Below are 18,321 nucleotides of genomic sequence, written 5' to 3'. Positions count from 1 at the left end.
CAGAGAGGAGACAGCAGATGAACTTTCAACAATTATCCAACCTACAATATTGGACTAGCTTGTTTTCTAGTCCTTGGAGTATTGCCATCAATCTGTTTGATATTTTGATTGTGACCTATGTTTTGTATCGTTTTACAAAAGCGATAGCTGGTACCAAGATTATGATTTTGGTGCGGGGGGTCTTGATCTTTGTATTAGCTCAGGTTGTGGCCAATATCCTTGGTTTAACAACGATTTCTTGGTTGATTAATCAGATTATCACCTATGGGGTTATTGCTGCGGTTGTTATCTTCTCTCCAGAGATTCGGACTGGTTTGGAACGTTTGGGAAGGGCGACAGATTTCTTTTCTACTAGTCAAATTAGTGCAGAAGAGAAAATGATTCGTGCCTTTGTTAAGTCAGTTGAATACATGAGTCCCCGTAAGATCGGTGCTTTGGTTGCCATTCAACGAGTTCGGACTTTGCAAGAATACATTGCTACAGGGATTCTCTTGGATGCCAATATTTCGGCTGAACTCCTCATCAATATCTTTATCCCCAACACTCCCCTACATGATGGTGCTGTGATTATCAGAGAAAATCGAATTGCAGTTACTTCGGCCTATCTACCCTTAACAGAAAGCACAGGGATTTCCAAGGAATTTGGGACCAGACACCGGGCGGCTATTGGTTTATCGGAAGTGTCCGATGCCTTGACCTTCATCGTATCAGAGGAAACAGGTGGCATTTCTATTACCTACAACGGGGTCTTCAAGCATGCCTTGACGATTGAAGAATTTGAAGCAGAGCTAAGAAGAATTCTTTTGCCAGCCGTTGAGGAAAAAGCCAGTTTCAGGGATCGTTTGCTAGGAGGTTGGAAAAATGAGAAAAAATAGCTTATATATTATCTCCTCTCTCTTTTTTGCTTGTGTCTTATTTATCTATGCAACGTCAACCAACTTTCAAAATAGCAATACCGCAAGGCAGGTCAAATCAGAGACCTACACCAATACGATAACGAATGTTCCTATCGATATTCATTATGATAATAGTCAATACTTTATTAGTGGTTTTGCTTCAGAAGTTTCAGTTGTGCTGACAGGTGCTAATCGTGTGACCTTAGCCAGCGAAATGCAGGAAAGTACTCGTAAGTTTAAGGTTACAGCGGATTTGACAGATGCCAGTGTTGGAACGATTGAAGTCCCCTTGAGCATTGAAAATCTTCCAAGTGGATTGACCGCTGTGGCAACGCCTCAAAAGATCACAGTGAAAGTTGGGAAGAAGGTTAAAAGAGATGGGATGATTGTTGTGCCACAAGTTGACCAAAATCAGATTGATCCCAAGTTACAAATTGATAGTGTAACCGTGTCAAATGAACGAGTTTCTGTCACAACTGACCAAGAAACATTAGCTAAGATTGACAAAGTTATTGCGCTTTTACCAACTAGCGAACGCATAACAGGTAATTACAGTGGTTCAGTACCTTTGCAGGCAATCGACCGCAATGGTGTTGTCTTACCAGCAGTTATCACTCCGTTTGACACAACAATGAAGGTAACTACAAAACCTGTGACACCAAGTTCAAGCACATCAAATTCAAGTACAAGTAGTTCGTCGGAGACATCTTCGTCAACGAAAGCAACTAGTTCAAAAACGAATTAAAAATAGGAAAAGGATTTTATAAAAATGGGTAAATATTTTGGGACTGATGGAGTCCGTGGAGAAGCTAACGTAGAACTAACGCCAGAATTGGCCTTTAAGCTAGGACGTTTTGGAGGCTATGTTCTTAGTCAACATGAAACGGAAGCACCGAAAGTTTTTGTAGGACGTGACACACGTATTTCAGGGGAAATGCTGGAATCAGCCTTGGTAGCTGGTCTTCTTTCAGTTGGTATTCACGTATACAAACTAGGTGTTCTTGCAACACCAGCAGTAGCTTACTTGGTCAAAACAGAGGGAGCCAGTGCAGGTGTCATGATTTCTGCTAGCCACAACCCAGCCCTTGATAACGGAATCAAGTTCTTTGGTGGTGATGGCTTCAAACTAGATGATGAAAAAGAAGCAGAAATTGAAGCCTTGCTAGATGCTGCAGAAGATACTCTTCCTCGTCCAAGTGCAGAAGGCTTGGGAACCTTGGTAGATTATCCAGAAGGCTTGCGTAAGTATGAAGGCTACCTTGTTTCAACTGGAACTCCTCTTGAAGGAATGAAGGTTGCCTTGGATACGGCCAATGGTGCAGCTTCTACAAGTGCACGTCAAATCTTTGCAGATCTTGGTGCTCAATTAACTGTTATTGGGGAAACACCAGATGGTCTTAACATCAACCTTAATGTTGGTTCAACCCACCCAGAAACACTTCAAGAAGTGGTCAAAGAAAGTGACTCAGCTATCGGTTTGGCTTTTGACGGAGACAGTGACCGTTTGATTGCTGTCGATGAGAATGGCGATATCGTCGATGGTGACAAGATTATGTACATCATCGGAAAATACCTTTCTGAAAAAGGACAATTGGCGCAAAATACAATCGTGACAACCGTTATGTCTAACCTTGGTTTCCACAAGGCCTTGGACCGTGAAGGCATTAACAAGGCAGTCACTGCAGTTGGCGATCGTTACGTTGTTGAAGAAATGCGAAAATCAGGCTACAACCTTGGTGGTGAACAGTCTGGTCACGTTATCTTGATGGATTACAATACAACAGGTGATGGTCAATTATCAGCTGTCCAATTGACAAAAATCATGAAGGAAACTGGTAAGAGTTTGTCAGAGTTGGCAGCAGAAGTAACCATCTATCCACAAAAATTAGTCAATATCCGAGTGGAAAATGCCATGAAGGAAAAGGCTATGGAAGTGCCAGCTATTAAGGCTATCATCGAGAAGATGGAAGAAGAAATGGCAGGGAATGGCCGTATCCTTGTTCGTCCAAGTGGAACAGAGCCCCTCTTGCGTGTTATGGCAGAAGCTCCTACAACAGAAGAAGTGGACTACTATGTTGATACCATCGCAGACGTAGTTCGAGCTGAAATCGGGATTGACTAAATCCTAGAAAACTAGATGAAAATAAAAAATTATGGTACAATAGCTTATAATATTGTAGCCAAGGGAGAAAGACATGAATCTTAAACGTGAACAAGAATTTGTTAGTCAGTATCATTTTGATGCGCGTAATTTTGAATGGGAAAATGAAAATGGAGCTCCTGAAACTAAGGTGGATGTGAACTTCCAACTAATTCAACATGACCAAGAAAATCAAGTGACTTCCTTGATTGTTGTCTTGAGTTTTATGATTGTATTTGATAAATTTGTCATCAGTGGAACCATTTCACAGGTGAACCATATCGATGGTCGTATTGTTAACGAGCCAAGTGAATTGAACCAAGAAGAAGTGGAAACCTTGGCTCGTCCATGTTTGAACATGCTCAACCGTTTGACTTATGAAGTAACTGAGATTGCATTAGACTTACCAGGAATCAATTTGGAGTTCTAATATGAAATTAGCTGTTATCACAGATTCCTCTGCCTATCTCAGTGCAGATACCTTGCAAAGAGAAGATTTATTTGTCTTGGATATTCCTGTTAATATTGATGGTGAGGAGTATGTCGAAGGTATCAATCTGACTGCTGAGGAGTTTTACCAAAAAATGGCTCAGGCTTCTGAATTGCCTAAGACCAGTCAACCAAGTATTGCCAAGTTAGATGAGATTCTAACTTCGCTCAAAGAACAAGGTTATACACATGCTTTGGGGCTTTTCCTATCTTCTGGAATTTCAGGTTTTTACCAAAATATCCAGTATATGATAGAAGAATATGAGGGTTTAACTATTGCTTTCCCAGACACTTTGATTACAAGTGCTCCTCTGGGTATCATGGTTGAAAGTGTCTTTAACTGGCGAGACCAGGGCGATGACTTTGCCATTATTCAGGATAAGCTAGCTATTCAAATTAGTCACACATCTGCTTTCATCATGGTCGATGATTTGGATCATTTGGTAAAAGGTGGACGCCTTTCAAATGGAGCTGCTATTTTGGGCAATCTGCTAAGCATTAAGCCAATCCTCTATTTCAATGACCAAGGTGTGATTGAAGTGTACGAAAAAGTTCGTACTGAAAAGAAAGCAACCAAGCGTTTAATTGAGATTATCAAGGAAGCAACAGCTTCAGGCCAATACCGTATCATTGTCATTCACGGGAATGCTCCTGAAAAGGCTGAGGAATTGCGTCAGCACTTGCTAGATCCTGAAGTGGGTACGGATATTTCACTTGCTACATTTGGTAGTGTCATTGGAACACACCTAGGAGCAGGAAGTATTGCTCTGGGTTATATTCCAGTGATTTAGTTAGTACTTCTAGACTAGTTAAGAAGGCTTGTATCTTAGAAATTGAACACGGATTACCTGCCTCTTGAAAAAAGATGTCTGTCTTGCCTTTTGTGGAAAGTCAGCGCCATCCCCTATTTTTCATGGGCAGCTAAGGTCCTTTGTATCTTGATAATTGAACACGCCTGGAATCCTGTGTGAAAAAGATAGGTCTTCCAAGGAGTATTTACTCCTTGATCAGAACTCCTATTTTCACGTTGTGCTCTTACAGGCTTTGTATCTTAGAAATTGAACACGGACTACCTGCCTCTTGAAAAAAGATGCCTGTCTTGCCTTTTGTGGAAAGTCAGCGCCATCCCCTATTTTTCACGGGCAGCTAAGGCCCTTTGTATCTTAGACAGGAGTAGAGATGAGTATTCGAGTAATTATTGCTGGTTTTAAAGGAAAAATGGGTCAGGCTGCTTGTCAGATGGTCTTGTCTGATCCAGACTTGGACTTGGTAGCAGTTTTGTATCCTTTTGAGTCTGAGTCAGAATGGCAGGGAATTCCTGTTTTCAAGGATAAGGCTGATTTAGCAGGCTTTGAAGCGGATGTCTGGGTAGATTTTACTACTCCAGCTGTTGCCTACGAAAATACACGTTTTGCCCTCGAAAACGGCTTTGCTCCAGTAGTTGGAACGACTGGCTTTACTAGTGAAGAAATTGCAGAACTAAAAGCATTTTCCCGTACCCAAGATTTGGGTGGCTTGATTGCTCCAAATTTTGCCTTGGGTGCTGTCTTACTCATGCAATTTGCGACGCAGGCTGCCAAATATTTCCCAAATGTGGAGATTATCGAGCTCCATCATGACAAGAAAAAGGATGCTCCGAGTGGAACAGCTATTAAAACAGCTGAGTTAATGGCAGAAGTTCGAGAGTCTACCCAGCAAGGTGCGCCTGATGAAGAAGAATTGATTGCAGGTGCTCGTGGTGCTGACTTTGATGGCATGCGGATCCACTCAGTACGTTTGCCAGGCTTAGTAGCCCATCAGGAAGTCATCTTTGGCAATCAGGGAGAAGGATTGACACTCCGTCATGACTCCTATGATCGCAGCTCCTTCATGACAGGGGTGAATTTGGGAATTAAAGAAGTTGTCAAGCGTCATGAGCTTGTCTATGGATTAGAACACTTATTATGAGATTAACGCAAATGCCTTCTGAATTTCAGAAGGCTTTACCAGTATTAGAAAAAATTAAAGAAGCAGGTTTTGAGGCCTATTTTGTTGGAGGTTCTGTTCGAGATGCCCTCCTCAATCGTCCTATCCATGATGTGGATATTGCGACGTCTTCTTATCCAGAAGAAACCAAGCAGATTTTTCCGCGAACAGCCGATATCGGAATCGAGCATGGAACTGTCTTGGTCTTAGATGGGGACGAGGAGTATGAGGTGACTACTTTTCGGACAGAGGATGTCTATGTGGACTATCGCAGACCCAGTGCGGTCTCCTTTGTGCGCTCGCTAGAAGAAGACCTCAAGCGCCGTGATTTCACAGTCAACGCCTTTGCCTTGGACGATACAGGAGAAATCATTGACTTGTTCCATGGTTTAGAAGATTTAGAAAATCAAGTTTTGCGGGCGGTTGGAGTGGCAAGTGAGCGTTTCAACGAAGATGCTTTGCGGATTATGCGTGGCTTCCGTTTTCAGGCCAGTCTTGGCTTTGAGCTTGAGTCAGAAACATTTAAAGCTATGAAGACTTTGACGCCACTTTTGGAGAAAATTTCTGTAGAGCGTACCTTCGTTGAGTTTGATAAACTCTTGCTGGCTCCATTTTGGAGAAGGGGCTTGGCTTCCATGATTGAGAGTCAAGCTTATGATTATCTCCCTGATATGGCAGCTAGCCAGGACAAGCTTAACAGACTGTTTGAGTTAGAGACCGATTTTACTTTTGAATCCTCTGAACAAGCCTGGGCGGCTCTACTGTGGGCTTTGGATATTGAAAATGCGCAGCCCTTTTTGAAGGCTTGGAAGACCTCACGCCAGTTTGCTAAGCAAGTTCAGGATTTACTGACTATTTTGGCCTTGCGTGAAAAGGGAGAATTGAGCAAGCGCGATTGTTACCGCTTTGACTTGGATTTGCTTTTACAGGCTGAAAATCTTCGTCAGGCTCAGGGAAAACCAGTCAACCCACAAGTCATCACAGAAACCTACCAGAGTCTGACCATTCATGATAAGAAAGAAATCCAAATCAACGGTGGTATTTTGATCAAGGAATATGGTTATCAGCCGGGCCCAGACTTGGGAGAGATTTTAACAGAGATTGAATATGCCATTGTCGATGGAACATTGGAAAATGACCTACAAGCCATCCATGCTTACTTGAGGGAGAAAAAATGAGTGATTTTATCGTTGAAAAACTAAGTAAATCCGTCGGTGATAAGACCGTTTTTAAGGATATTTCCTTTATTATCCATGACCTAGACAGAATTGGTCTGATTGGTGTCAATGGAACAGGGAAGACCACCCTTTTAGATGTTCTTTCTGGTGTTTCTGGCTTTGATGGGGATGTGAGTCCCTTTTCAGCTAAGAATGATTACCAGATTGGTTACTTGACTCAAGATCCTGATTTTGATGATAGCAAGACGGTCTTGGATACAGTCCTATCCAGCGACCTCAAGGAAATCCAGCTCATTCGTGAATATGAGTTGATTATGCTCAACTATAGTGAGGACAAGCAGGCGCGTTTGGAACGGGTTATGGCAGAAATGGACTCTCTCCAAGCTTGGGAAATTGAGAGTCAGGTCAAGACCGTTCTCAGCAAGCTGGGTATTCAGGACTTATCTACTCCTGTTGGGGAATTGTCAGGTGGTCTAAGAAGACGGGTCCAATTGGCGCAAGTTTTACTTGGCAACCACGACCTCTTGCTTTTGGATGAGCCAACCAACCATCTGGATATTGCGACTATTGAGTGGCTGACCCTCTTTTTAAAAAATTCTAAGAAGACAGTTCTCTTTATCACTCACGATCGTTATTTCTTAGACGCTTTGTCAACACGGATTTTCGAGTTGGATCGCGCAGGCTTGACAGAGTATCAAGGGAATTATCAGGACTATGTTCGCCTTAAGGCGGAACAGGATGAACGCGATGCGGCTCTTCTCCACAAAAAGGAACAACTCTATAAGCAAGAATTGGCCTGGATGCGTAGACAACCGCAGGCGCGTGCGACCAAGCAACAGGCTCGTATCAATCGTTTCCACGACCTGAAAAAGGAAGTTTCAGGCGGCGTTGCTGAGACAGACTTGACTATGAACTTTGAAACCAGTCGGATTGGGAAGAAAGTCATCGAGTTTCAGGATGTTTCATTTGCCTATGAAAACAAGCCTATTTTGCAAGATTTTAATCTCTTGGTGCAGGCCAAAGACCGTATTGGAATCGTTGGGGACAACGGTGTTGGGAAATCAACTCTCCTTAACTTGATTGCAGGCATTCTTGAGCCGACAGCAGGACAAGTTGTGATTGGGGAAACTGTTCGTATCGCCTATTTCTCTCAGCAAATTGAGGGCTTGGATGAAAGCAAGCGAGTGATCAATTACTTGCAGGAAGTGGCAGAAGAGGTCAAGACCAGCGGTGGTTCTACGACTTCTATTGCAGAGCTGCTGGAGCAGTTTCTTTTCCCACGTTCGACGCATGGAACCTTGATTGAGAAATTGTCTGGGGGAGAGAAAAAACGTCTTTATCTCCTCAAACTGCTCTTGGAAAAACCAAATGTTCTTCTCTTGGACGAACCGACAAATGATCTAGATATTGCGACCTTGACAGTTTTGGAGAATTTCTTGCAAGGCTTTGCGGGTCTAGTTTTGACTGTTAGTCACGACCGCTATTTCTTGGATAAGGTAGCGACCAAGATTCTTGCATTTGAGGATGGTAAAATTCGTCCTTTCTTTGGTCATTACACTGATTACCTTGATGAAAAAGCCTTTGAAACAGAGATGGCCAATCAAGTGCAAAAGGTCGAAAAGGAGAAAGTGGTCAAGGTCCGTGAAGACAAGAAACGCATGACCTACCAAGAAAAGCAGGAGTGGGCAAGCATTGAAGGCGATATTGAAACCTTGGAAAATCGTATCGCTGCTATTGAAGAGGAGATGCAGGCCAATGGTTCTGACTTTGGTAAGCTGGCTACTCTCCAAAAAGAATTAGATGAGAATAACGAAGCACTCCTTGAAAAATACGAACGCTATGAGTATCTAAGTGACTTTAATAGTTAAAAGAATAGAAAAATCCCGTCTCATGACAGGATTTCTCTATTCTTTTTTGGTTTCTTGATGAAAGATATTTTGCCAGGTTTCGTGGCGTCGCCAGATACTGGTATGGACGATGCCATCTAATTCATAGTAGATGAGTTTGGTCTTTTGACTGATGGAAGTGATTTGAATGTCTTTGATAGCAGAATTCAAGTCTTTTTCGGCTTTATAGGCCTCTTTATCCATCTGCTCTCCATCTTGACGAATATAGACAAAATCGTCAGCCAAGAGTTCTTCCAGTTGATTTCCTTGGTCAATCAATTGTTCGCGCATAAGCAATTTTTTGTAGACATTGTCTAAAATTTCATCCTCAGGGATAGGCGCTGGCTCAATATGGACATCGGTATCAAAGACGCCAAAACGTTCCTCCAGCATAGACTCGACTTGATCCGCGATTTCATGACTCTCAAAAACAGACAAGTCAGGATTCATTTCTAGCGTAATATCAAGATAAATGTTGCTACCGTAGGTGCGACCTCTTTGGGACTTAACCTTGCTGATTTTGGGAATTTCCATAATGGCCTTTTGATAGTCCTCAAGCAGACGGTCGTCAAAGCCATCTGAAAGACTAAAAGAAGACTCGATGAAGATATCATAAGCAGTTTTCAAGATAAAGAAAGTGATGATAATGGCAACCAGTTTATCCACAATGGGATAATTGAAACTGCTGGCCAGGATGGCAATGGTAGTACCAAGTGAGGTGACTGCATCAGAAAGATTGTCCTTGGCTGCTGCCTTTAGTGCCTTGGAGTTGGATTTCTTACTGAGGCGAGTATTGTAGAGATAAACTACAAACATAATCGATGCAGAAATAATTCCTAGAGTTGCACCAAGAGGATCAATAACCGTTTCTTCACGACTGAGAATCTTCTGAATGGTATCCCTTAGAACATCAAAGCCAACATAGAACATGATGATGGAAGTGATTAAGCTAGCCAAATCCTCAATCTTCCAGTGACCAAAACGGTGGTCACGGTCCGCAGGCTGGCGTGCCATCCGGATTCCAATCAAGAGGGCCACATTTCCAATGATGTCCGACACGTTGTTGAAACCATCGGCCACCAAACTGGATGAATGGAGGAGGTGCCCAGTTGCTAATTTCGCTGCAGACAAGAGCAGGTAGGTAGAAATGCTGATAATTGCCCCACGCTCAGCTAACTTGAGATTTGAAATAGATTGCTTCATTCAACTTCCTTTCTAGTCACATAGCATTTTACCATTATACTGGTTTTCAAGGGAAAATTCAAATAAGGCAGTTTTTACTCTTTGAAAACTTTTCAAAATTTGGTATAATAGTACTACTCAAGGGAGTAGCTGGCAGAAACCTGTGATAGTGTCGTCATTCCGAATTTTATACTGAAAAGTATGCTTTCCGGCACTATCTTAAACAGCGAGACTTGTTATGATTAACAGGTCTCTTTTTGTTTGTCGTGAAAAGATGCGATGAGGGAAAAGAGAGTCTGTTTTGCACACAATGTCAAGGAGGAGACACATGTCAAAAGAACAAAAACGCCAAGCGTTTTACACTCAGAGTCCTGAAGAGGTCTTGCAGGCTGTGGATGCGACCGAGCAAGGTTTGTCATCAAGTGAGGCGGAAAAGCGCCTTGCAGAATTTGGCCACAATGAACTCGAAGAAGGCGAGAAACGATCAATCCTGATCAAATTCATCGAGCAATTTAAGGATTTGATGATTATCATCCTAGTTGCGGCGGCTATTTTGTCAGTCGTGACTTCTGGTGGGGAAGATATCGCAGATGCTATTATCATCTTAGCCGTGGTTATCATTAACGCTGCCTTTGGTGTTTATCAAGAAGGAAAAGCAGAAGAAGCCATTGAAGCTCTCAAATCCATGTCTAGTCCAGCTGCCCGCGTTCTGCGTGATGGGCATATGGCGGAGATTGATTCTAAAGAATTAGTACCAGGTGATATCGTTGCCCTTGAAGCTGGTGACGTAGTACCTGCAGATCTACGTTTGCTTGAAGCCAACTCTCTTAAAATCGAAGAAGCAGCTCTTACAGGTGAGTCTGTGCCAGTCGAAAAAGACTTGACAGTTGAACTTGCTGCAGATGCTGGTATTGGGGACCGTGTCAACATGGCCTTCCAAAACTCTAACGTGACCTATGGTCGTGGTCTTGGTGTTGTTGTCAATACAGGTATGTACACGGAAGTTGGTCATATCGCGGGTATGCTCCAAGATGCGGATGAGACGGATACACCACTCAAACAAAACTTGAACAACCTTTCTAAGGTCTTGACCTATGCTATCTTGGTCATTGCCCTTGTTACTTTTGTAGTTGGTGTTTTCATTCAAGGCAAAAATCCACTCGGTGAGTTGATGACCTCTGTTGCGCTTGCCGTTGCAGCAATTCCAGAAGGGCTACCAGCTATCGTAACTATCGTTCTTGCCCTTGGTACTCAAGTTTTAGCCAAACGAAACTCTATCGTTCGTAAGTTGCCAGCAGTAGAAACACTTGGTTCAACGGAAATCATCGCTTCTGATAAGACTGGTACGTTGACCATGAACAAGATGACCGTTGAAAAAGTCTTCTATGATGCAGTCCTACATGACTCAGCTGATGACATTGAACTGGGTCTTGAAATGCCGCTTCTACGTTCAGTAGTCTTAGCTAACGATACTAAGATTGATGTCGAAGGCAATCTGATTGGTGACCCAACCGAAACAGCCTTTATCCAATATGCCTTGGACAAGGGCTACGATGTTAAAGGATTTTTAGAGAAATATCCTCGTGTGGCTGAGTTGCCATTTGATTCTGAACGTAAGCTCATGTCAACGGTTCACCCGTTGCCAGATGGTCGTTTCCTTGTAGCAGTCAAGGGTGCGCCAGACCAACTTTTGAAACGTTGTATTCTTCGTGACAAAGCTGGGGATATTGCTCCTATTGATGAGAAGGTTACAAACCTCATCCATACAAACAACTCTGAAATGGCCCACCAAGCCTTGCGTGTCCTTGCAGGTGCTTATAAGATTATCGATAGCATTCCAGAAAACCTGACTTCTGAAGAGCTTGAAAATGATTTAATCTTTACTGGTTTGATTGGAATGATTGACCCTGAACGTCCTGAAGCTGCTGAGGCTGTTCGTGTGGCTAAGGAAGCTGGAATCCGTCCAATCATGATTACGGGTGATCACCAAGACACTGCAGAAGCTATTGCCAAACGTTTGGGAATCATTGATACAAATGATACAGAAGGCCACGTTTTAACTGGTGCTGAGCTCAACGAACTGTCAGATGAAGACTTTGAAAAAGTCGTTGGTCAATACTCTGTTTATGCCCGTGTGTCTCCAGAACACAAGGTTCGTATCGTCAAGGCTTGGCAAAAACAAGGTAAAGTCGTTGCCATGACAGGTGATGGTGTCAATGATGCGCCAGCTCTGAAAACAGCCGATATCGGTATCGGTATGGGAATCACTGGTACAGAGGTTTCTAAGGGTGCATCTGACATGATCCTTGCAGATGATAACTTTGCAACTATTATCGTTGCAGTTGAAGAAGGACGTAAGGTCTTCTCAAACATTCAAAAGACTATTCAGTACCTACTTTCTGCCAACACTGCTGAAGTATTGACCATCTTCCTATCAACCTTGTTTGGTTGGGATGTCTTGCAACCAGTTCATCTTTTGTGGATTAACTTGGTAACAGATACCTTCCCAGCTATCGCTCTTGGTGTTGAACCTGCTGAGCCTGGTGTCATGAACCATAAACCACGTGGACGCAAGGCAAGCTTCTTCTCAGGTGGTGTTTTGAGTTCTATCATCTATCAAGGTGTACTCCAAGCAGCTATTGTTATGAGTGTTTATGGCCTTGCGATTGCTTATCCAGTACATGTGGGTGACAATCATGCCATTCATGCGGATGCCCTTACTATGGCCTTTGCAACCCTTGGTTTGATTCAGCTCTTCCATGCCTATAATGTCAAGTCTGTTTACCAATCCATCTTGACAGTTGGCCCATTCAAGTCTAAGACCTTCAACTGGTCCATCTTGGTATCCTTCATCCTTCTCATGGCAACAATCGTCGTAGAACCGCTTGAAGGAATCTTCCACGTAACCAAACTAGACTTGTCACAATGGGGAATCGTTATAGGCGGAAGCTTCTCAATGATTATTATTGTCGAAATCGTTAAATTTATCCAACGCAAACTTGGCTTTGACAAGAATGCGATTTAAAAAGAAAAAGTCATCTTCGGATGGCTTTTTGCTACAGTTGAGGGAAAGGGCTTGCAGTTGCCGTCTTTTGTGCTATAATTGCTATAATATAGTAAAAAACAAGAGGAGTGTGAGGAAGTGGAAAAGAAAATTGTGAAGGATATTTTGTTTTTATCTCAGGTATCTCAGCCGGCAAGTCAGGAAGACCTTTATCTTGCCAGAGATTTGCAGGATACACTCTTAGCAAATCGTGAGATTTGTGTCGGTCTGGCTGCCAATATGATTGGGGTGCAGAAGCGTGTGATTATCTTTAATCTTGGTTTGGTTCCTGTGGTCATGTTTAATCCAGTGCTCCTGTCCTCTGAAGGAGCTTATGAGACAGAAGAAGGCTGTTTGTCCTTGACAGGTGTGAGACCTACTAAGCGTTATGAAACTATAAGGGTTGCCTATCGTGACAGCAAGTGGCAGGAACAGACCATTACCTTGACAGGCTTCCCAGCCCAGATTTGCCAGCATGAACTGGATCACTTGGAAGGACGAATCATTTAGGAGGAAAGCAAATGAAACGAATAGTCTTTGAACTTATTTTTATCGCAACGACCTGGTATATCTTTTTACCGCCTCTTAACCTGACCAGCTGGGAATTTCTCTTTTTCCTCTGTGGACATTTGCTGGTTGTGGCTATCTTATTTGGCTTTGGCAGGGGAATCAATCTGGTCAAAACAGTCCATGTGCGTCATGGCAAAGCGGAAGCTGCCTTAAATCTTGAGGGTTTCAAAATCAATCGGTTAGGGAAAATCCTTTTAGCTTCTATTGGAGGAATTCTTCTCTTAGCAGCCTTGGTTTCCTTGGTGACTTCCAGCATTTTTCAGGCTAAAAATTATGCCAATGTAGTCACGGTTACGGAAAAAGACTTTACTGAATTTCCTAAGACTGACACCAGTAAGGTTCCAATCTTAGATAGAAGTACTGCTGAAAAAATTGGGGACCGCTACTTGGGTTCCCTAACGGATAAGGTGTCGCAGTACGTAGCGGCAGACACCTATACCCAATTGACGATTGATGGGAAACCTTATCGGGTTACACCGCTAGAATACGCAGATCCTATCAAATGGTTTAACAATCAGGCCAAGGGAATCGGCGAGTATATCAAGGTGGATATGGTGACAGGAAATGCGGAATTGGTGGACTTGAAGACACCAATCAAGTATTCGGACTCGGAGTATTTTAACCGCGATGTCAAACGTCACCTACGCTTCAAGTACCCAACTAAAATCTTCAAGACTCCATCTTTTGAGGTGGACGATGAGGGTAATCCATTCTATGTAGCAACGGTTTACCAAAAGCAATTTGGGCTTGCGGTTCCTCGTCCAGTTTCAGTCATTATCTTGGATGCCACAAATGGAGACACCAAGGAATACAGTTTGGCAGATGTTCCAGAATGGGTGGACAGGGTTTATCCAGCTGAGGAAACCATTGAGCAAATCAACTACAACGGCAAGTACAAGGACGGTTTCTGGAATGCCATGATTTCCAAGAAAAACGTGACCCAGACTACCAAGGGCTATAATTACTTGTCTATCGGTAATGACATCTATCTCTACACAGGTGTGACATCGGCCAATGCAGATGAAAGTAATCTTGGTTTTATCCTTGAAAATATGCGGACAGGAGAAATCACTAAGTACAGCTTGGCTTCTGCGACCGAAGAATCAGCCCGTGAATCAGCCGAAGGTGCTGTTCAAGAGAAATCCTACAAGGCAACCTTTCCAATCCTCATCAACCTCAATGACAAGCCTCTGTATATCATGGGCTTGAAGGACAATGCCGGCTTGGTCAAAGAGTATGCCCTGGTAGACGCAGTCGAGTACCAAAACGTTATCGTAGCTACGACAGTGGAAGAGCTACTCAGCAAGTACGCCAATAAAAACGACCTTGAAATTGATAATGAAACGACAGAAAGTATCAAGGGCGTGGTGGCAGACCTCAAATCAGCTGTTATCAAGGGCGACACCGTCTACTTCTTTAAATTTGATGGTAAGATTTATAAGGTTAAGGCTTCAGTATCTGATGAACTTCCTTACCTAGAAAATGGTAAAAACTTTGAAGGTCAAGTAGGAAAAGACAACTATCTCAAGACCTTTAAAGTGCAGTAAAAAAGGTTTATTTAAGAAATATATGTTATAAGATAAATTAATACTAATGGAGGACAAACAAATGGGTTTTTATGTGATGCTTGCTTCAATGTTACTCGGACTGCTCGCTTTGAAGATAGGTTTTTCTCAGTTCAAGGAGAAAAAAGATAAATTCTTATCTATCTTAACAAGTTTAGCTGGTATAGCCCTTGTTCTCGTGGCTGTCTGGTTAGGATGGCCCAAATAAACAGAGAAACCTCGGTCAAACCGAGGTTTTTCAGATGAATTTCTTGGTTGTGGCTAAAAAATATGCTACACTATTAATATGAAAATTTTAATCCCAACAGCAAAAGAAATGAACACAGATTTGCCAAGTATTGAAGTCGCTCCTTTAAAATCAGAAAGTCAGGCTGTGCTGGATGTCTTGGCTCTCTATTCTTCTAGTCAATTGGAGAGTTTTTACAAAGTTTCAGCCGAGAAGGCAGTGGAGGAATTTCAACATATCCAAGCTTTGAAAAGGCAAACTGCTCAACACTATCCAGCTCTGAAACTTTTTGATGGGCTTATGTATCGCCATATCAAGCGAGACAAACTGACCGAGGTAGAACAAGCCTATCTTGAAAATCATGTATTTATTACTTCGGCTTTGTACGGAGTCGTACCAGCCTTGTCACCTATGGCCCCTCACCGTTTGGATTTTTTGATGAAGTTAAAAGTCGCTGGTAAGACTTTGAAGAATCATTGGAAGACAGCCTACGATGAAGCTCTGAAGCTGGAAGAAGTGATTTTCTCTCTCTTGTCGTCCGAGTTTGAGACTGTATTTTCTAAGGAAATCAGAGAAAAAATGGTGACCTTCAAATTCATGGAGGATAGAGGTGGTCAGCTGAAGATTCATTCAACTATTTCTAAGAAAGCGCGTGGTGCCTTCCTAACGTCTCTGATAGAAAATCAAGTACAGACGGTAGAAGAAGCTCGTCGCTTAAGCTTTACAGGATTTGTTTACAGAGAAGACCTGTCCCAACCACAGGAATTGGTTTTTGTAAAGGAAGTATAGAAATCAGATATTTTGTATTTGGCAATATGTATCATCAGCTATTTTAGTTTATAAATGAGAAAAAAGCGAACAAGCTAGTCTTCTGAGTGTCAGAAAAGTAGTCTTGTTCGCTTTTATTATGTTAGTTACTTGATCTCATTGACCAGGTCTTGAGCTTGTTTTTCAAGTGAGTTTAGGACGGTTTCGTCAAGAACCAATTTTCCGTCTGCCCAAGCAGAGTCGTTGACACGTGCAGCAGTGAAATCACCAACAACTTGCGTACGGATAAATGGCAAGAGGTCCTTGTAAATAGCGAAGAGTTGATCGTGACCTGCATTGGCTACAGATGATACTGTGACAAACTTGTCTTGAAGGGCAGAAGCGCCACGTGTATCAGACAAATCAAGGGCGCGAGATAACCAGTCAAGCAAGTTTTTTACTGTACCAGGGATAGAGAAGTTGTAGACTGGAGAGAAAATCCAGATGGCATCCGCAGCGAGAACTGCTTCACGAGCAGCTGCTACAGCTGGGTGAGTTGGAACTTCTAAATCTTGACTGAAGAGAGGGACAGCTGAATAATCAAGATAGCTAACTTCTGCTTTACCAGCAAGTGCTTTCTCAGCTTCGAGCGCCATTTGGTGGTTGAAAGAACCTTGGCGAAGAGATCCGACGATAAATAATACTTTTTTAGACATGATGTGTCTCCTTTTTCTTAAAATTTCCGAGAACTCTCTCGTTGTTATAAAATAGATTACAACAAAACAAAGCAACTTGCAAGAAATTTGCTCAGAGATAATTAAAACTATAAAATTGCAGGATATCTAATCACTTGCGACTGGAATGCATTGGGTTTTCGCAGAGCATTCCTATATTCTCTTGTAATATGATAACATAAGTGCTAAAATAAACAAGAAAACTCGCAATAGAAACTGCAGAACAGTTATTTTCCGATATCATTTCATAAATCATTAAAGGAACAATAATGGCATTGAAGAATGCTTCTAAAAAGGGGTGGAGATCATGTAAGGCACAGATTAACAAGTGACGGACAAAAGAAATAATAATACACTTGTTAAAGGAGAAAAGATGTTAATAAGAAATTATCGGAAAAATATTGGCCTGATGGCCGGAGTTGAGTTTTTTGCATTTTTAGGGATTACCAGTTTTTGGATTCTCTTTCTCAGTCAAAACGGAATGTCTCTTTGGCAGATTGGACTTCTGGAAAGTATTTTTCATACGACCAGTCTTCTCTGTGAAATTCCATCTGGTATGTTAGCTGACCGCTATTCCTATAAGACCAACCTTTATTTAAGTCGAATAGCAGGGATTGTGTCTTCTATTCTCATGTTGGCTGGGCAGGGAAATTTTTGGATTTATGCCCTAGCAATGGCGATAAGCGCCTTGTCTTATAATTTTGATTCAGGAACAAGCGCAGCAATGGTCTATGACTCGGCTGTAGAAGCTGGACTAAAAGAACGCTATCTATCCATTTCAAGCTTCCTATCAGGAGTGTCAGAAGGAACTCGGTCTTTGGGGACAGTGTTGGCGGGATTTTTTGTCCATGGTCAATTGTACCTGACCTACTATATCATGATTACCACTTCTATCATAGTTCTTGTCTTGATTTGGATGCTGAAAGAACCCAGTGTCAAGCTAGAAAAAGCTGATAGTGTGACTATGAGACAGATTATTGGGACTGTTAAGGAAGAGTTGGAGCGAAATCCCATGCTGTTCAACTGGATGATTTTGTCTCAGATTGTCGGAACACTCATGTGCATGTTTTATTTTTACTATCAAAATCAGTTACCAGATTTAAGTGGTTGGCAAATTTCAGCAGTTATGCTACTTGGTAGTATCTTAAATATCGTCGCAGTCTATCTAGCGAGTAAGATTGGCAAAAACTATGCTGCCTTGAAGCTTTTCCCTATCCTCGTCCTGCTGACTGGAGTTACCTACCTGCTGTCCTACTTTGGAACACCTCTAATCTATATTTTGATTTATTTGATTAGCAATGCTCTGTATGCTCTTTTTCAGCCGATTTTTGACAATGATTTGCAAGAGCGACTCCCAAGCGAAGTAAGGGCAACCATGCTGAGTGTTTACTCTATGATGTTTAGCCTGAGTATGATTGTGTTCTTTCCACTGAAAGGCTGGTTGATTGACCATTTAGGCTTTGTGCTAACATTTCTTTATCTAGGCTTCTTTTTAGCCATGATTGGCCTTCTACTACCTATCTTTTTAGGAAAAATGGCTAAAAGAATGGATGATAAAGTGATTCCATAAATCAAAAAAATTACGAAAACTTGAGTGCCAAGCTCAGGTTTTTTAATAGGTTGATTTTGGAGCTGTCTTTACTTTTCTTGCTCGGCTTTAATCAAGAAAAATCGGTTTGCTTTGAAGGAAGAAATAGAAT

General features: G+C 42.2%; 16 protein-coding genes. 14 read left to right on the top strand and 2 right to left on the bottom strand.

What is annotated here, in order from left to right; all coding sequences use genetic code 11:
- The first annotated feature begins 17 nt into the window (after window positions 1-17).
- From cdaA to M1F55_RS02720, 8 genes are all read left to right on the top strand, one after another.
- Window positions 18-875 carry a diadenylate cyclase CdaA gene (gene cdaA / locus M1F55_RS02755; RefSeq protein WP_247947235.1) on the top strand — a complete coding sequence of 286 codons (858 nt, stop codon included), beginning with the start codon at window positions 18-20 and terminating at the stop codon, window positions 873-875.
- A complete protein-coding gene (locus M1F55_RS02750; RefSeq protein ID WP_247947234.1) occupies window positions 862-1,641 on the top strand; it encodes a CdaR family protein in 780 nt (259 codons plus the stop codon). Before cdaA ends, M1F55_RS02750 begins: the two co-directional genes overlap by 14 nt.
- A gap of 24 nt (window positions 1,642-1,665) precedes the next feature.
- Window positions 1,666-3,018 carry a phosphoglucosamine mutase gene (glmM, locus tag M1F55_RS02745; protein ID WP_247947233.1) on the top strand — a complete coding sequence of 451 codons (1,353 nt, stop codon included), beginning with the start codon at window positions 1,666-1,668 and terminating at the stop codon, window positions 3,016-3,018.
- A 73-nt stretch (window positions 3,019-3,091) separates the two neighbouring features.
- Complete coding sequence (locus M1F55_RS02740) at window positions 3,092-3,466, top strand: DUF1149 family protein (protein WP_001050081.1); 375 nt, start codon at window positions 3,092-3,094, stop codon at window positions 3,464-3,466.
- Between the two features lies 1 nt (window position 3,467).
- Window positions 3,468-4,316, top strand: a complete 849-nt coding sequence (locus tag M1F55_RS02735) for a DegV family protein (RefSeq protein WP_078237853.1) — start codon at window positions 3,468-3,470, stop codon at window positions 4,314-4,316.
- 388 nt (window positions 4,317-4,704) lie between these two features.
- Window positions 4,705-5,472 carry a 4-hydroxy-tetrahydrodipicolinate reductase gene (dapB, locus tag M1F55_RS02730; RefSeq protein ID WP_247947232.1) on the top strand — a complete coding sequence of 256 codons (768 nt, stop codon included), beginning with the start codon at window positions 4,705-4,707 and terminating at the stop codon, window positions 5,470-5,472.
- Complete coding sequence (locus tag M1F55_RS02725; RefSeq protein WP_282184706.1) at window positions 5,469-6,668, top strand: CCA tRNA nucleotidyltransferase; 1,200 nt, start codon at window positions 5,469-5,471, stop codon at window positions 6,666-6,668. The genes dapB and M1F55_RS02725 overlap by 4 nt, the downstream gene beginning before the upstream one ends.
- Window positions 6,665-8,536 (top strand): ABC-F family ATP-binding cassette domain-containing protein, encoded by a 1,872-nt coding sequence (locus tag M1F55_RS02720; protein WP_247947231.1) that lies wholly within the window; start codon window positions 6,665-6,667, stop codon window positions 8,534-8,536. Before M1F55_RS02725 ends, M1F55_RS02720 begins: the two co-directional genes overlap by 4 nt.
- Before the next feature lie 36 nt (window positions 8,537-8,572).
- On the opposite strand, the gene mntE is transcribed toward M1F55_RS02720, so the two are convergent.
- Window positions 8,573-9,757, bottom strand: a complete 1,185-nt coding sequence (gene mntE / locus M1F55_RS02715; RefSeq protein WP_247947230.1) for a cation diffusion facilitator family transporter — start codon at window positions 9,755-9,757, stop codon at window positions 8,573-8,575.
- A 307-nt stretch (window positions 9,758-10,064) separates the two neighbouring features.
- On the opposite strand from mntE, the gene M1F55_RS02710 reads away from it, so the two are divergent.
- The 5 genes from M1F55_RS02710 to yaaA all read left to right on the top strand — a co-directional run bounded on the left by M1F55_RS02710 (window position 10,065) and on the right by yaaA (window position 15,929).
- On the top strand, window positions 10,065-12,761 hold the full coding sequence (locus M1F55_RS02710; RefSeq protein WP_247947229.1) for a cation-translocating P-type ATPase: 2,697 nt from the start codon (window positions 10,065-10,067) through the stop codon (window positions 12,759-12,761).
- Between the two features lie 117 nt (window positions 12,762-12,878).
- Window positions 12,879-13,289: a peptide deformylase gene (locus M1F55_RS02705; RefSeq protein ID WP_247947228.1), complete on the top strand. Its 411-nt coding sequence runs from the start codon at window positions 12,879-12,881 to the stop codon at window positions 13,287-13,289.
- An 11-nt stretch (window positions 13,290-13,300) separates the two neighbouring features.
- Window positions 13,301-14,896: a hypothetical protein gene (locus tag M1F55_RS02700; RefSeq protein WP_247947227.1), complete on the top strand. Its 1,596-nt coding sequence runs from the start codon at window positions 13,301-13,303 to the stop codon at window positions 14,894-14,896.
- Between the two features lie 61 nt (window positions 14,897-14,957).
- Window positions 14,958-15,122: a YczI family protein gene (locus M1F55_RS02695; RefSeq protein ID WP_031227831.1), complete on the top strand. Its 165-nt coding sequence runs from the start codon at window positions 14,958-14,960 to the stop codon at window positions 15,120-15,122.
- A 78-nt stretch (window positions 15,123-15,200) separates the two neighbouring features.
- Window positions 15,201-15,929, top strand: coding sequence for a peroxide stress protein YaaA (gene yaaA / locus M1F55_RS02690; protein ID WP_143951827.1), 729 nt, complete (start codon window positions 15,201-15,203; stop codon window positions 15,927-15,929).
- Window positions 15,930-16,054: 125 nt separating this feature from the next.
- On the opposite strand, the gene M1F55_RS02685 is transcribed toward yaaA, so the two are convergent.
- Window positions 16,055-16,603, bottom strand: coding sequence for an NADPH-dependent FMN reductase (locus M1F55_RS02685; RefSeq protein WP_247947226.1), 549 nt, complete (start codon window positions 16,601-16,603; stop codon window positions 16,055-16,057).
- 391 nt (window positions 16,604-16,994) lie between these two features.
- Between M1F55_RS02685 and M1F55_RS02680 the strand changes: the two genes are divergently transcribed.
- Window positions 16,995-18,191, top strand: a complete 1,197-nt coding sequence (locus M1F55_RS02680; protein WP_247947225.1) for an MFS transporter — start codon at window positions 16,995-16,997, stop codon at window positions 18,189-18,191.
- Window positions 18,192-18,321: the final 130 nt, after the last annotated feature.

The organism is Streptococcus mitis (genome assembly GCF_023109235.1).
GTDB lineage: Bacteria > Bacillota > Bacilli > Lactobacillales > Streptococcaceae > Streptococcus > Streptococcus mitis_DA.
The sequence above is the reverse complement of the archived record's forward strand: the minus strand, read 5'-3'. Positions and strand labels throughout refer to the sequence as shown.

Coding starts and splice junctions, on each gene's coding strand:
- M1F55_RS02695 (WP_031227831.1), top strand. CDS start 14,958: ATGGGTTTTTATGTGATGCTTGCTTCAATGTTACTCGGACTGCTCGCT.
- yaaA (WP_143951827.1), top strand. CDS start 15,201: ATGAAAATTTTAATCCCAACAGCAAAAGAAATGAACACAGATTTGCCA.
- M1F55_RS02710 (WP_247947229.1), top strand. CDS start 10,065: ATGTCAAAAGAACAAAAACGCCAAGCGTTTTACACTCAGAGTCCTGAA.
- M1F55_RS02680 (WP_247947225.1), top strand. CDS start 16,995: ATGTTAATAAGAAATTATCGGAAAAATATTGGCCTGATGGCCGGAGTT.
- M1F55_RS02725 (WP_282184706.1), top strand. CDS start 5,469: ATGAGATTAACGCAAATGCCTTCTGAATTTCAGAAGGCTTTACCAGTA.
- mntE (WP_247947230.1), bottom strand. CDS start 9,757: ATGAAGCAATCTATTTCAAATCTCAAGTTAGCTGAGCGTGGGGCAATT.
- cdaA (WP_247947235.1), top strand. CDS start 18: ATGAACTTTCAACAATTATCCAACCTACAATATTGGACTAGCTTGTTT.
- dapB (WP_247947232.1), top strand. CDS start 4,705: ATGAGTATTCGAGTAATTATTGCTGGTTTTAAAGGAAAAATGGGTCAG.
- M1F55_RS02700 (WP_247947227.1), top strand. CDS start 13,301: ATGAAACGAATAGTCTTTGAACTTATTTTTATCGCAACGACCTGGTAT.
- M1F55_RS02740 (WP_001050081.1), top strand. CDS start 3,092: ATGAATCTTAAACGTGAACAAGAATTTGTTAGTCAGTATCATTTTGAT.
- M1F55_RS02750 (WP_247947234.1), top strand. CDS start 862: ATGAGAAAAAATAGCTTATATATTATCTCCTCTCTCTTTTTTGCTTGT.
- glmM (WP_247947233.1), top strand. CDS start 1,666: ATGGGTAAATATTTTGGGACTGATGGAGTCCGTGGAGAAGCTAACGTA.
- M1F55_RS02735 (WP_078237853.1), top strand. CDS start 3,468: ATGAAATTAGCTGTTATCACAGATTCCTCTGCCTATCTCAGTGCAGAT.
- M1F55_RS02720 (WP_247947231.1), top strand. CDS start 6,665: ATGAGTGATTTTATCGTTGAAAAACTAAGTAAATCCGTCGGTGATAAG.
- M1F55_RS02685 (WP_247947226.1), bottom strand. CDS start 16,603: ATGTCTAAAAAAGTATTATTTATCGTCGGATCTCTTCGCCAAGGTTCT.